This is a genomic window from Pseudomonas moorei (genome assembly GCF_008801475.1).
Taxonomy (GTDB): Bacteria; Pseudomonadota; Gammaproteobacteria; order Pseudomonadales; family Pseudomonadaceae; genus Aquipseudomonas; species Aquipseudomonas moorei.
In genome coordinates this window covers 108,906-121,958 of the sequence record NZ_VZPP01000005.1, presented here as the reverse complement: position 1 = coordinate 121,958, position 13,053 = coordinate 108,906, and the positions used below count along the sequence as shown (strand labels likewise).

The following is a 13,053-nucleotide window of genomic DNA, read 5'->3' as shown; positions in this document are numbered from 1 at the left end:
TTGTGCATAAGCGTTAAACCAAAAGAACATAAACGACGCTGAAAACCTAAACTATCTTTGCCCAGCGTCAGAATTGTCTGGCGATCAGGAAGCAAGGAGCTGAGAAACCATGAGCACACTGAACAATGCGCAGGAAGCCGTCGATGCCGTTGCCAACCAAGCCATTGAAGCTGCATTGCAGCAAACCTTCGCGGTGGGTGGCGCCCTCATCAACAACGCAACAGGACAAGTGATTGCCGCGCTGCACAACAACGTATTGATGCCGTTCCCCGGCGGTGGCACGACTTACTTCCTGCCCCACGACCCTACCGCCCACGGCGAACGACAACTGGTGGACTGGTATTACGAAAACGCTTCGCCACTGAAGCTGCCACCGCCCAACCAACTGACCGTCGTAACTACGCTGGACCCCTGCGCCATGTGCGCCGGCTCGCTCCTGACCGCAGGATTCAATGTTGCCGTCAGTGCGATCGATGACTACGCGGGCATCAACTACAACAGCCAATTCACTTTTCCGTCGCTACCACCGCAAATTCGCCAGCAAGCGCAGAACACCTGGGGTTACTACGCGATTACAGCGCCTGTCAGCCGGGCCTATCAGGGGTCAACCAGCCCCGTGTTCGGTGGCCAGTCCATCGACTCGGCAGCGTATTTCCTCACCAGCTCGATCTTCTCTGCCAGCGTCAACACAGTGCGGGAGGCCAGCAACAACAGTGGATTACCGCCAGACCAGCTGAAAGATCCGTCCACGCTTCCGGCCAACAGCAAAGTGCGCCAGGCCCTCACTGCACTCAGCCCCTTTGCCCTGACCGTGCAATCAGCGAACCCGCGCGACCCCGGCGCAGAACTCGCCCCTGCACTGGTCAAAACCGCGCAGCAAAGTCCGGTGTTCAATTCGGTGGCGCTCATCGACCCGTTCGGCAATTTGCTGGTGTGCCTGGGAGGCCTCGAGAACCAGTCGCCGATTCGTACAGCGTTCATGGAAACGACCCGCAACTACGCGGTCATGCGCTGGACCCTGATGAATGACCCGGATCCGGCCGTTCGCGCTCAAGCCGAGCAATACCTGACCCATCCGAAGTACGGCACCTTCGTCTTTCTTTATGCTCCCGACCCCACCACCCCACAGGCAGTGATGACCTTCGGTGCATACGGCTCGACCATGGAAGGCCCCGTGCCGCAGAGCTATCCGTCCAACCTGCAATACGTGGTGTTGCCGGGCAACACCACGGCTCAAGCGTTGTCGACACTGGCCCAGAACCTGCCGCCGTTCTATACCCAAAGCGTGCAAGTAGCGCCCGCTCAAGTGCTGAGCCAAGACCTGATCAACGCCGTCAAGAACAGCGTTTGACGCCGCCAGGCAATCCCGCCGCCCGACCCTGTGGAAGAATCCGCAGGGTCGGACTGACACCTGCGCAAAAATAGTCAGAATTCAGGGGTTTACAGAACCAACCCAATCGCTATAATCGTCGCCCTGACACGCCGGTATAGCTCAGATGGTAGAGCAACTGACTTGTAATCAGTAGGTCCCGGGTTCGATTCCTGGTGCCGGCACCATATAAAACAAAGCCCCTGCAGAAATGCAGGGGCTTTGTTGTTTCTACCCACTAAAAAATACAACTGGTACACCTCCTTGAGAAGAGATGCCTGGACCGCGAGTCAACGTAAAAGGCTTAAGCTTTCAGCCTCTCTCGAATGACCCCCTTACCCAAAATTCCTGCCCCGCACCAAAACCTACCGCCCCCCCCCGCACGTTACAAATTCGCTTCAGCATCACGTTGACGACCTGCCGCAGCTACCTATAATGCACCCAACACACCCGCCAAGCCTAGGCTGACTCAGTCAGCAAGCTCAAATCGTGCGGGTTTTTTTTGCCTGGAGAAAACTACATGAGGCCCTTCGACAAGCCGGCCCTCAGCGTAGAACAGCAACTGGAACTGCTAAAGCAGCGAGGCCTGTATGTCGCCAATGACGATCGGGCCATGCGTTTTCTCGAAGTGGTCACGCTGTTTCGCCTGAGTCCTTACATGCGCCCTTTCCAGGAACCGGGCTCTGAACACACCTTCAAGCCCGGCAGTAGTCTGAAAGCAGTCGTCGACATCTACCGTTTCGATGGTTCATTGCGACGCATAACAATGGATGCCATCGAGCGCGTCGAAGTTGCCGTTCGAGCGACCATCAGCAATCACATGTGCCCAAAATACGGACCAGACTGGATAGCTGACGCGTCAGTTTTTGCATCGTCATACGCGCATTCCGATTTGCTGCGCCCTCTACGAGATCAACTGAGCAGAGAGAAACACAAACTGGCACGTGAGATTGCTCGCATAAAGATGAGCAACCAGACTGGTGGCGTTCAGCAACAGCGGATTGAAAATCGCATCCGCGATAATTATTTCCGATTCTACGGGTCCACTTATGATCATCCAGAGTTACCGCCCGCCTGGGCTGTGCTGGAGGAGCTCAGCCTTGGAACGGTATCTACACTCTTCAATGCCATCGGTAAAAGTGCCGACAAGAAGGCGATCGCGAGTCGATTCAAATTGCCGTTCGACGTATTGGCCTCCTGGCTCCACACCCTGACCTTCATCCGAAACTGTTGCGCTCACCATTCGCGGTTATGGAACCGAGAGCTCTCCATTCGACCATCCCTGCCGAGAGAATGGGTCATTCCGAATACACCGGACGGCTGGCCTCAATCAAAGCAACGCCTGTACATCATTTTGACGATGCTGGCCTACCTGACAGACCTGATCAGCCCGGACAGTCAATGGAAGCTTCGCATGGCCAAACTCATGGATCAGCAGAAACCGGACTATCGGAGATTTATGGGATTTCCAAATGATTGGAAGCGTCAACAGCAGTGGCGTCTGGTTTAAAGCCAACATAAAAAAAAGCCCTCGCAGCAGTTACGAGGGCTTTGTTGTTTCTACCACGTTAAAACCCGAGCCTTAGTGACCCGCGCTCTGACCACCATCGACGTGCAGGATTTCGCCGGTGACAAACTTGGCGCCGTCCAGGTACACGACCGCCTGTGCAATGTCATCGATCTCGCCCATATGCCCGACCGGGTGCAAGGCGCCCAGTGCGGCGTGGGTTTCTTCGCCGTGCATCGGGGTCTTGATGATGCCTGGCGACACTGCGTTGACCCGAATGCCGCGTTTGGCGTACTCGATGGCCAGGGATTTGGTGGCCGCGTTCAGGCCGCCTTTGGTCAGCGAGGCCAGTACCGATGGCACGCCGTCGATGGCGTGGTCCACCAGGCTGGTGGTGATGTTGACGACGTGGCCGCTGCCGTTTTTCTCCATCTCGGCGATGGCCAACTGGGTGATGTAGAAGAAGCCGTTGAGGTTTACCGACAACACGTTGGCGTAGTCTTCAGCGGTGTACGCGGTGAACGGCTTGGCGATGAAAATCCCGGCATTGTTGACCAGCGTATCAATACGACCAAAACGTGCGATCGCTTCACGGATGACGCGCTGTGCAGTGGCTGGTTCGCCGATGTCGCCGGCCACGGTGAGAATGTCAGGATCGGTCGATGGCTTGATCGAGCGCGAAGTGGCGACGATCTGGTAACCGAGTTCACGGAAGGCCTTGACCATTCCGTCGCCGAGACCTTGGGATGCGCCAGTGATGACAACGACTTTTTTCGAATTGCTCATGATGAACCTCTACTGATAAATGATGATTTGAAAAAGTAAGTAATCAGGCTTCGGCGGAGGCCGACGCCATTTGTCGCAACATCTGCTCGTAGTACTCGACCGATTGCGAACCGGACACCAGGTGACGGCCGTTCAGCACCATCGCCGGGACTGAATTGATGCCGCGCTGCTGGTAAAACGCTTCAAGTTCACGCACCTCGGCGGCGTACGCGCCAGACGCCAACACCTCGCGTGCCTGTTCCTGGTCCAGCCCGGCTTCTGCCGCCAACCGCGCCAGCGTCTGCTGATCACTCGGGTTCTGGCCTTCGCTGAAGTAAGCGCGAAGCAGGATCTTCTTCAGCGCCACCTGACGCCCTTGCTCCGATGCCCAAAACAGCAAGCGGTGAGCGTCGAAGGTGTTGTAGAAGTGGGTGCGCTTTTCCAGGTCGAACTTGAAGCCGATGGCATTGCCGCGTTCGATCTGCATCGCTTTGCCATTGGCGACGTCCTGGGCGGTACGACCGTATTTGCGCATCAGGTGCTCGACGGCTTTCTCGCCTTCGGCTGGCATGTTCGGGTTCAGCTCGAAAGGCTTGTAGGTCAGCTCGACCGAAACCTCGCCCGCCACGTTCTCGATGGCCTGCTCCAGCGCCGTCGCCCCCAGTGCGCACCATGGGCACACCACGTCGGAGACGAAATCGATGGTCACCGACGGCGTCATGACTGCCCCTCTTCCGCCAGTTGCTTGCGGTATTGAGTGGTGGTGATCCCGGCGTAACCCCAGTTATCGGTGTCGACTTCTTCGATCACGATGTGGGTCAGGTCTGGACGCTTGTTGAGGACACGTTCCAGTGTTTCAGTGATTTCCGCGATCACCTGAGCTTTCTGCTCAGTGGTCACGCCATCGCGGGTGATGCGCACGCTTACGAAAGGCATTGAGGAATCTCCAGTGACCTTCCCGTCGGGATGATGGGAGAGGCGTTGGAGCTCAATGTATGGAGTTCGCTGGAGGGGATAAAGGTGGGAACGGGAACATCATTAATTACTTGATGTAACTATTTTGACGTGAAAAAGCCCCGAACCAGTCGGGGCTTCTCTTTGCGCTCAGCCTCCAATCAGGCCTCGATACCGCAATCGATCATCAGAAAATGTTGATCGGGTAATCCACGAACACACGCACTTCGTTACCGCTGACGTTGTACTCGCTCGACTTCTGCGAAACACGCAGGACAGAGCTGCGCAGCTTCACGCTCAGGTCTTTGGCCGGGCCGCTTTGGACGACGTACTTGAACTGGTTGAAGATTTCGCGCTCGGTGCCGTCTGTGCTGGTGGAGGTGGTGATGTTGTCACCGCGCACGTAGGCGACGTTGTAGCTCAGGCCGGGAACGCCGAAGGCGCTGAAGTCCAGGCCGTAGCCCAGTTGCCAGCTGCGTTCGTCTTCAGCGTTGAAGTCGGACCAGTAGGAGTTGGCCAGGTAGATGGTGTTGCCGCCGTCGCCGACGCGACCCTGGTCTTTCTGATAGCCGCCGTAGGCGTAGCCCAGGTTGCTGTCGCCGGTGCTGCGTTGATGGGCGATGGTGAAGGAGTGCGGGCCGGTGACGAAGGTGGCGGCCAGGCTCCAGATCTTGTTGTCGTCGCCAGTGATACCGTTTTCACGGACGTAGGCGTCGTCCAGCTTGGTGCGGTAGCCGTTGAAGTCCAGGGTCAGGGATTGATCCTTGTCGATCGGGAACACGTAGTTGGCGTTCACGTATTGCTTCTTCAGCACGTCTTCGACGTCGGACGCGTACAGCGCGCCTTTGAATTGTTCGGTGAACTGGTAGCTACCGCCCAACACGTTGATCGACTTCAGGCCGCCGCTGTCACGGCCTTCAGCGCTTTTACGCGATTCGGCGGTGAAACGACCGGCGTTCAGTTCCAGGCCTTTGATCTCCTTGGAGGTGATCAATGTGCCGGTGTAGCTTTCTGGCAGCAGGCGCGAGTTGTCGTAGCTCAACACCGGCAGGGCCGGCATCTGGTCGCCGTAGGTCAGCGTGGTGCTGGACAGACGGAATTTGACCGCTGCGCCGCCTTTGGACAGGTCGTCAGCCGGTTGGCCGCTGTCACCCTTTTTGAAAAAGTCGATACCTTGGGCGCCACTACGGCTTTCGCTGCGCTCCAGGTTGAGTGCGTAAAGGCCGAAAGCATCCACACCCACACCCACGGTGCCTTGGGTGAAGCCGGACGAGAACGTGCCGATGGCCGCTTGGCCCCACTCGGATTTATCCGGGTTGCCGTCTTTGTAGTCACGGTTCATGTAGGCATTGCGCAACAGCACCTTGAGGCTGCTGTCTTCAACAAATCCCTTGGATTCGGCCTGGTCGTTAGCCATGGCCTGTGAAGCGCTCAAAATCCCCAGAGCGATCAGGCTGATTCGCTTGTTCAACATGTTGTTTTCCTTATTACCAGTGGGTACGCGCTGTGTCGAACGGCTGAAATGGCACTTTTGCGCTCTTTTTTCATCCCGAAAAAAAAGGCCCGCCCACGATGACTCGCGGCAGGCCTTTTTATTATTTGGGATCGTGGCGGTCAGCCACAGGCGTTGGGCTGAATCGTAGCTGCGGCCTCAACGATGTGTCAATTTCATGAATCGTCTGTCATCAGGCGAAAATTGTCTGAAAAATGGCTTTACCTGGCAGAAAACATCAAATGGCGCAGCCGTCGATTCCGCAGGCTTGCATGGATACGGACGACACTGGTGCGGGAAGCGCCTGACGCAACCAGTTCGCAAAGTCCTGCGGCTTGCCAAGCCATGGGCCGATATCGATGAGGGTGATTCGGCCATCCTGCTCCAGGGCAAACGTTGGAAAGCCCTGCCCTCCCACGGTTGCCAACAGTGCACGGCTGTCCTTGATGTGACGCTCCGTGGGCGCCCCAGCGAATGCCATTTCGAAGGCTTGGGGATCGAGGCCGATGTCTTGCGCCAGTTCTGACAACACCGCGTGGTCGGCGATCCTTCGTCCTTCCACATAATGAGCGCGCTGCAAACGCGCCAACAACTCCAGGCCGCGCCCCGCCACTTGTTCGGCGGCCAGCACCGCGGCGATCGGTGGGGCAGAGTCGAACACGGCGGTGTGATCTCGCAGCAGACCTTCAAAGTACGCCTCGCCGAATGGCTGCCCGGTGTACTCGGCGATACGCCGGTCATGGGGCATGACGTAGTTGCGCAGTTGCGGCGAAACGCTCTGGCGATTGGCGCCGGTCATCATGCCGCCACCATGGGCGATCACCGGTAGCACGCTCCGGGCAGCCTGAACCAGCGGTTCGGCGCCGTAACACCAGCCGCAAAGCGGGTCGTAAATGTAATGAAGAATCATGGGCAAGGCTCCGGCAAACAATCGGGGAATTTCAATGCCGGCAGACTAGCGCCCCACCTGTTTCGGAAAAACGCCGGAATGGCTTTCAGACTGTTTCTTGAATCGGTCGAATCATGTGAAGGACAACTTCGCGGGCAAGCTTGCTCCCCCAAGCGTCAGCAGCGATGACAAAAACTTCGTCCATAAAAAAACGCTGCCATCCCGGCAGCGTTTTTCGTTTATCAATCCGTTGTTTTTCTTCTTATCCTTCCATCACATCCCACAACGCATCCAGCTCCGCTTCGCTGAACAAGCCAGCGGGGTAGCGCTCGATCATCATCCGGCGCGGATCACTTTCTGCGATCTGACGCGTTCCATTGGACTTGAACCAGTGCGCCAGGATCTGGAGCGATTCGCCGTTTACCGCCAGGGGATGCAACGTGCGCTCGCTCACCACATTCACTTCGGCGTTCATTTCTGCGCTCTCTCCTGGTTTGTGAGCGGCCTGACTTTATCCAAGGTTTATGACAGAACAACTAAGTTCTCCCCCTCCCTGCATTACACCGTCACAGATACAAGAGCTATGCCAAGGTATGCGAACAGTCGACAGGCGGATACAAAAAAGCCCGCAGTCCTGAAGGACTGCGGGCTTGCCGTGAAGCTGGGCGCGAAAACGTTTGCCAGAATGAATTCGCAATCAACTCAAGCTGTTACAACTGCACTCACTCTTTGTGCGGCGCTGGCTGTTGTTGGGTAAGGCAGTGGATGTTACCGCCGCCCAGTAACAGTTCACGGCCAGGCACCATCACCACTTCGTGTTGCGGGAACAGGTTCTGCAGGATTTCCTTTGCTGGCGCATCCAGCGGGTCGTCGAAGCTTGGGGCAATGATGCCGCCGTTGACGATCAGGAAGTTTACGTAGGAACCGGCCAGACGAACGCTCGGGTTACGCTCCTGTGTGCCATCCACCGGATCGACACCGGCGCATTCTTCTTCCGTGGCGTACAGCGGTCCCGGAATCGGCATTTTGTGCACCGTGAACGGGCGGCCTTTGGCGTCGGTGCTACTTTGCAGCACTTTCATCGCGGCCTGGCAACGCGGGTAGTTCGGGTCCTGCGGATCATCGGTCCAGGCCAGCAGCACTTCACCCGGACGCACGTAGCAGCAGAAGTTATCCACATGGCCGTCGGTTTCGTCGTTGAACAGACCGTCCGGCAGCCAGATGATTTTATCCACAGCCAGGTGTGCGCTGAGTACCGCTTCAATTTCCGCACGGTTCATGTGCGGATTGCGATTGCGATTGAGCAGGCATTCTTCGGTGGTGATCAGCGTGCCTTCGCCATCGACGTGGATCGAACCGCCTTCAAGCACGAAGCCTTCAGTGCGATAGCGCGGGCTGCGCTCGATCTCGAGGATCTTGCCGCCCACTTGCGAGTCACGGTTCCACGGCGAATACAGACCGCCGTCGAAACCGCCCCAGGCATTGAAATCCCAGTTCACGCCACGGACTTCGCCATTGTTATTGATGACGAACGTCGGGCCGGTATCCCGGACCCAGGCGTCGTCGCTGGACATCTCCACCACGCGGATATTCGGCACGTCCAGGCGGGCACGGGCGTTCTCGTACTGGCCGGCGGAAACGGCCACTGTGACCGGTTCAAAACGGGCAATGGCCTTGGCCACCGCCACGTGCGCGGCTTGCGCCGGTTTGCCGCCCAGGCGCCAGTTGTCCGGACGCTCGGGCCATACCATCCAGGTCTGGGTTTGTGGTGCCCACTCGGCCGGCATGTAAAAGCCGTCGGCGCGAGGGGTGCTATTCAATGTGGTCATGTCGATCAGGACTCCAGGGAACCGTCGAGGGTTTTTAGCGCGCCGTACAGGTTCGGACGACGGTCACGGAACGAGCCCCACGCGCTGCGGATGTGTTCCAGTTGGTCGAGGTCGAAGGTGTGAACCAGAATGCCTTCTTCGGTTTCGTTGAGTTCCTGCACCTTCTCGCCGAACTGGTTGGCGATGAACGACGAACCATAGAAGGTAATGTCGTAGCCGTCTTGTTCTTCGTTGCCGATGCGGTTACTGGCGATCAGCGGCATCAGGTTAGCGCCGGCATGGCCCTGTTGCACGCGTTGCCAGTGATCGCGGGACGAGATGGTCTTGTCGTGGGGCTCGCTGCCGATGGCGGTCGGGTAGAACAGAATTTCCGCGCCTTGCAGCGCCATGCTGCGCGCCGCCTCGGGGAACCACTGGTCCCAGCAGATGCCCACACCGATTTTCGCGTACCGGGTGTTCCAGACTTTGAAGCCGGTATCGCCCGGGTTGAAGTAGTACTTCTCGTGGTAACCAGGACCGTCCGGAATGTGGCTTTTACGATAAATCCCGAGGTTGCTGCCGTCGGCATCGATGATCGCGATGCTGTTGAAACGAGCGCGGCCGGCCAATTCGTAGAAGCTGATCGGCAGCACCACTTGCAGTTCCTTGGCGACTTTCTGGAAATGCTTGATGGCGACGTTGTCTTCGACCGTCGTGGCCAGTTGCAGATAATCCGGATTCGGCTTCTGACAGAAGTACGGCGCCTCGAACAGTTCCTGGATCAGGATGATCTGCGCGCCTTTGGCGGCGGCTTCACGGACCAGCCGTTCAGCGACTTCGATATTGCCTTCAAGGTCCCAGGAACAGGCCATCTGAGTGGCGGCGACGGTAACGTTACGGCTCATGAATCATCTCCGGGCAAGTGCGTGACGGTCGGGCATGGTTCATCCACGCCCTGGCATTGGCGACTTTATAGCCGATAAAAATCGGCTTTAAAAGCGACAAATATGCCTTACGTCTAAAAATACGCACTTAAACCAGATAACAATCGAATTAACGCCACGACTCCTGTGGGAGCGAGCTTGCTCGCGATAGCGGTCTATCAATCAAAACATCCGTGACTGACACGACCTCATCGCGAACAGGCTCGCTCCTGCAGGGCGGTGTTTACAGGTCTTCCGAGAGCACCTTCGAGAGCATGTCGACAAAGAAATCCACGCTGCGGCGCGTGGTGACCATTGGCGGTTTGATCTTGAGGACGTTCAGGAAATCGCCCGTCGGTTGCATGAAGATCCCCAATTCGCGCAAGCGATCGCACAGCGCGGTGGTTTCCTCGGTCGCAGGCTCCAGGGTTTCGCGGTTGCGGATCAATTCCACGCCCAGGTAGAACCCGGAACCGTGCACCGCGCCCACCAACGGATGAATATCGATCAGCGCTTCCAGGCGCTCCTTGAAATATCCGCCAACGACCTGCGCGTTTTCCCAGAGCTTCTCCTCTTCCATCACATCCAGCACCGCCATGCCGACCTGGCAACTCACCGGACTGCCGCCGGCGGACGAGAAGAAATACCCCTCGGCTTCCAGTGCTTCGGCGATTTCCCGGCGGGTGATCACCGCGCCCAGTGGCTGCCCGTTGCCCATGCCTTTGGCCATGGTGATGATGTCCGGCACCACGCCCTGCTCTTCGAAGCCCCAGAAGAAATGGCCCATGCGCCCGTAGCCGACTTGCACTTCGTCGGCGATGCACACGCCGCCCTGGGCACGCACCATGGCATAGACCTGCTTCAGGTAACCCGGCGGCAGCGAAATACCACCGGCATTGCCGTACACCGGCTCGCAGATGAAGCCGGCCAGTTGGCGTTTTTGCTCGGCGATTTTCGCCAGGTTGTGTTCGACGCTGCGCACATAGTCCGGCGCACTGTCCGGGCCACGGAACTCGCCGCGATAGGTGTTCGGTGCCGTCACCGGGTGCACCCAGTCCGGACGACTGCTCAAGGCTTTCGGGTTGTCGGCAATCGAGGTCGAGACCGCATCGGCGCCCACCGTCCAGCCGTGATAGGCCTCCAGCACGCTGATCATGTCGCGACCGCCGCTGTAGGCCCACGCCAGGCGGATCGCCAGGTCATTGGCCTCGCTGCCGCTGTTGACCAGGAACACGCGGTCCATGGAGTCCGGCGCCAGCTTCAACAAACGCTCAGAAAACTCGGCGACTGCCGCGTAGTTGAACCGCGAGTTGGTGTTGAGCAGCGACCACTGGCGACTGGCGACCGCGGCCATGCGCGGATGGCCGTGCCCTAGTACCGCGACGTTGTTGAGCATGTCGAGGTAGGAACGACCCTGCATGTCGATCAGGTGGTTGCGCCAGCCGCGTTCGATGCGCGGCGGGTCGACGTAATAGTGTTTTTGCGTGCGCGCGAAACTGGCATCGCGGCGGGCCAGCAAGGTGTGCGCGTCGAGTTCGGCTTCAGCATCGCAGGCCAGGCCCAGCAGGGCTGCCGGTGACGGGCACAAGGCTTGCCAGGCGGCCGCACGTGAAGGGGTGCAGAACAACGGTGCCGTCAACGACGCACCACGAGTCAGTTGCACGATCAGCGGCCCGCTGACCGCACCCAGCACCTGACCTTTGACCAGCGCGGCCCCGGTATGCAGCGACGGCGTGACGCCCCAGAGCCGCACGCTCAGTTGCGGGCCGTCGAGTTGCAACACGCCAGGCGACGGCTGATGGATCACGCCTGCAAACGGCGACTCGACCGCCGTGCCGTGGGGCACCCGCAGCTCGACATGCAACGGGCAGGTGTCCGGTTCGATCGCGCTGTCCGGTCGGGTGCGGGACAAACGGTATTGCCCGTAACGACTGGCCGCCAGACCATGGGCGGCGGCCGCTTCGTTCAACAACCGCTGATCGATGCCCTCCTGCTCCCAGTTTCCGGCTTCGAAATGCGGGCTGAGCACGCCCAGATCGATCAAGGCAAACTCGCGACCGACCAGGCTTGGCAGCAGCGGTGCAAAGCCTTCGCCGCCAATCTCCGACAGGTTCTGGCCGACCGACGTCAGGATCGCCGCCTCCATCAAGGCCAGGGGCACCGAGGTGGCCACGCGGAAGATTTCCCACTCGTGGGTGAGGTTGTCGCGACTGTAGTCGTTGCCCGGATCGATGCTGACCTGCTGCTCACCACTGAGCACCAGCACCGCCGCGCGAGCGACGATCAGCGGCCACAATGCCAGCAACTCTTCATGGGTCAGCGGATTGACCGCGTGATAGGCCTGCACCGCCGGCAAAATGCAGAACGGGTCGCCGTCGGCGTGATGCAGCAACGCCGCACAGGTCACCGACAGGTCAGTGATGCGCCAGGTGCGGATCAAATCACCGAAATCGATCACGCCCTGCAATTGCCAGTGGCGTTGCGCATCGCGCTGCCACACCACGTTATCGTCGGTGATGTCCATGTGGATGGCCTGCACCGGCAGCTTGTCCACCAGTGGCTGCAAATGACACTCGGCCTGCTCGGCTGCTTCAGCGATCAATGTGCGCTGCGCGTCGTCCTGGATCACCGGCAACAAATGCGCGATCAACGCCTGAGCATGACGAGCGTCCCACTGCAGGGTGCGCTCCAGCCCCGGATGATCGAAATCCGCCAGCGCCAGGTCCATCTCGCCGCACAAGCGACCGAAGCCGGCCACCACCGTACGATTGAAATGATCCAGATGGGTCAGGGACTGGCCTTCGATGTAGTCCAGCAAGCGCACGTGTACCGCCTGGCCACCGACTTTCAGCGTCAGCAGGTCCGCACCATTCTTCGCGGGGATCACCCGTGGCACGTGCACGTCCGGGTGTTCGCCCAGATGTTTGAGCCCGGCGTGCTGGGCTTGCAGCTCCAGCGCCGAATAGTCGCCCCGACAGATTTTCAGTACAAAACGGCCCTGATCGCTGTCGACGCGGTAGTTCAGATCCTGCTGGCTGCCGAGGGCCTGCAACCTTCCGCCCAGCCCGTAATGCTCTTGCAACAGCTCAAGCGCTTGCTCCGCAGAGACTTGCGGACTGGGCAAACTGGCGCGATGAATCAACGTGGCGAGCGGCATACAACAACCCCTGAAATTTTATTAGGCGCCTATATCGCCACTGCTCGGGGCGATACGCAACCCCCCTGTCATCCGCCAGACGATCGACAGGCTCGGTAAACGGATAAAGAAAAAATGACGCGCCACTCGTCTTGAACAAGACTCTACGCAAGAATGTCGTCCACCCATGCCTATCACTGGAGAAACACC

General features: G+C 58.7%; 11 protein-coding genes and 1 tRNA gene. 3 read left to right on the top strand and 9 right to left on the bottom strand.

All coding sequences use genetic code 11. The features are described 5' to 3' along the window. The first annotated feature begins 109 nt into the window (after positions 1–109). The 3 genes from F7R06_RS10805 to F7R06_RS10795 all read left to right on the top strand — a co-directional run bounded on the left by F7R06_RS10805 (position 110) and on the right by F7R06_RS10795 (position 2,879). Positions 110–1,351 carry a cytidine/deoxycytidylate deaminase family protein gene (locus tag F7R06_RS10805; protein ID WP_090327958.1) on the top strand — a complete coding sequence of 414 codons (1,242 nt, stop codon included), beginning with the start codon at positions 110–112 and terminating at the stop codon, positions 1,349–1,351. A 130-nt stretch (positions 1,352–1,481) separates the two neighbouring features. Continuing rightward, a tRNA-Thr gene (locus tag F7R06_RS10800) sits at positions 1,482–1,557 on the top strand. A 332-nt stretch (positions 1,558–1,889) separates the two neighbouring features. Further along, positions 1,890–2,879 (top strand): Abi family protein, encoded by a 990-nt coding sequence (locus tag F7R06_RS10795; RefSeq protein ID WP_090327955.1) that lies wholly within the window; start codon positions 1,890–1,892, stop codon positions 2,877–2,879. A 72-nt stretch (positions 2,880–2,951) separates the two neighbouring features. On the opposite strand, the gene F7R06_RS10790 is transcribed toward F7R06_RS10795, so the two are convergent. The 9 genes from F7R06_RS10790 to F7R06_RS10750 form a co-directional block, all read right to left on the bottom strand. Then, on the bottom strand, positions 2,952–3,662 hold the full coding sequence (locus F7R06_RS10790) for an SDR family NAD(P)-dependent oxidoreductase (RefSeq protein ID WP_090327953.1): 711 nt from the start codon (positions 3,660–3,662) through the stop codon (positions 2,952–2,954). A gap of 43 nt (positions 3,663–3,705) precedes the next feature. Continuing rightward, on the bottom strand, positions 3,706–4,362 hold the full coding sequence (locus F7R06_RS10785) for a DsbA family oxidoreductase (RefSeq protein ID WP_090327950.1): 657 nt from the start codon (positions 4,360–4,362) through the stop codon (positions 3,706–3,708). Further along, positions 4,359–4,577: a tautomerase family protein gene (locus tag F7R06_RS10780; RefSeq protein ID WP_056852134.1), complete on the bottom strand. Its 219-nt coding sequence runs from the start codon at positions 4,575–4,577 to the stop codon at positions 4,359–4,361. The genes F7R06_RS10785 and F7R06_RS10780 overlap by 4 nt, the downstream gene beginning before the upstream one ends. A 205-nt stretch (positions 4,578–4,782) precedes the next feature. Continuing rightward, entirely contained in the window at positions 4,783–6,069 is a 1,287-nt protein-coding gene (locus F7R06_RS10775) for an OprD family porin (RefSeq protein WP_090327948.1), read from the bottom strand. A 256-nt stretch (positions 6,070–6,325) separates the two neighbouring features. Next, positions 6,326–6,997 (bottom strand): DsbA family protein, encoded by a 672-nt coding sequence (locus F7R06_RS10770; protein WP_090327945.1) that lies wholly within the window; start codon positions 6,995–6,997, stop codon positions 6,326–6,328. A gap of 241 nt (positions 6,998–7,238) precedes the next feature. Further along, positions 7,239–7,451 carry a hypothetical protein gene (locus F7R06_RS10765; RefSeq protein WP_090327941.1) on the bottom strand — a complete coding sequence of 71 codons (213 nt, stop codon included), beginning with the start codon at positions 7,449–7,451 and terminating at the stop codon, positions 7,239–7,241. A 247-nt stretch (positions 7,452–7,698) separates the two neighbouring features. Then, complete coding sequence (gene aguA / locus F7R06_RS10760) at positions 7,699–8,805, bottom strand: agmatine deiminase (RefSeq protein WP_090327937.1); 1,107 nt, start codon at positions 8,803–8,805, stop codon at positions 7,699–7,701. Between the two features lie 5 nt (positions 8,806–8,810). Further along, the gene (gene aguB / locus F7R06_RS10755; RefSeq protein WP_090327934.1) at positions 8,811–9,689 is read right to left on the bottom strand and encodes an N-carbamoylputrescine amidase; all 879 of its coding nucleotides are present in this window, start codon (positions 9,687–9,689) and stop codon (positions 8,811–8,813) included. Between the two features lie 262 nt (positions 9,690–9,951). Further along, complete coding sequence (locus tag F7R06_RS10750) at positions 9,952–12,864, bottom strand: aminotransferase (protein ID WP_090327930.1); 2,913 nt, start codon at positions 12,862–12,864, stop codon at positions 9,952–9,954. Positions 12,865–13,053 lie beyond the last annotated feature (189 nt).

What these genes read in the sequence shown, in the direction of transcription:
- F7R06_RS10805 (WP_090327958.1), top strand. Translation starts at nt 110, where the DNA reads ATGAGCACACTGAACAATGCGCAGGAAGCCGTCGATGCCGTTGCCAAC.
- F7R06_RS10795 (WP_090327955.1), top strand. Translation starts at nt 1,890, where the DNA reads ATGAGGCCCTTCGACAAGCCGGCCCTCAGCGTAGAACAGCAACTGGAA.
- F7R06_RS10790 (WP_090327953.1), bottom strand. Translation starts at nt 3,662, where the DNA reads ATGAGCAATTCGAAAAAAGTCGTTGTCATCACTGGCGCATCCCAAGGT.
- F7R06_RS10785 (WP_090327950.1), bottom strand. Translation starts at nt 4,362, where the DNA reads ATGACGCCGTCGGTGACCATCGATTTCGTCTCCGACGTGGTGTGCCCA.
- F7R06_RS10780 (WP_056852134.1), bottom strand. Translation starts at nt 4,577, where the DNA reads ATGCCTTTCGTAAGCGTGCGCATCACCCGCGATGGCGTGACCACTGAG.
- F7R06_RS10775 (WP_090327948.1), bottom strand. Translation starts at nt 6,069, where the DNA reads ATGTTGAACAAGCGAATCAGCCTGATCGCTCTGGGGATTTTGAGCGCT.
- F7R06_RS10770 (WP_090327945.1), bottom strand. Translation starts at nt 6,997, where the DNA reads ATGATTCTTCATTACATTTACGACCCGCTTTGCGGCTGGTGTTACGGC.
- F7R06_RS10765 (WP_090327941.1), bottom strand. Translation starts at nt 7,451, where the DNA reads ATGAACGCCGAAGTGAATGTGGTGAGCGAGCGCACGTTGCATCCCCTG.
- aguA (WP_090327937.1), bottom strand. Translation starts at nt 8,805, where the DNA reads ATGACCACATTGAATAGCACCCCTCGCGCCGACGGCTTTTACATGCCG.
- aguB (WP_090327934.1), bottom strand. Translation starts at nt 9,689, where the DNA reads ATGAGCCGTAACGTTACCGTCGCCGCCACTCAGATGGCCTGTTCCTGG.
- F7R06_RS10750 (WP_090327930.1), bottom strand. Translation starts at nt 12,864, where the DNA reads ATGCCGCTCGCCACGTTGATTCATCGCGCCAGTTTGCCCAGTCCGCAA.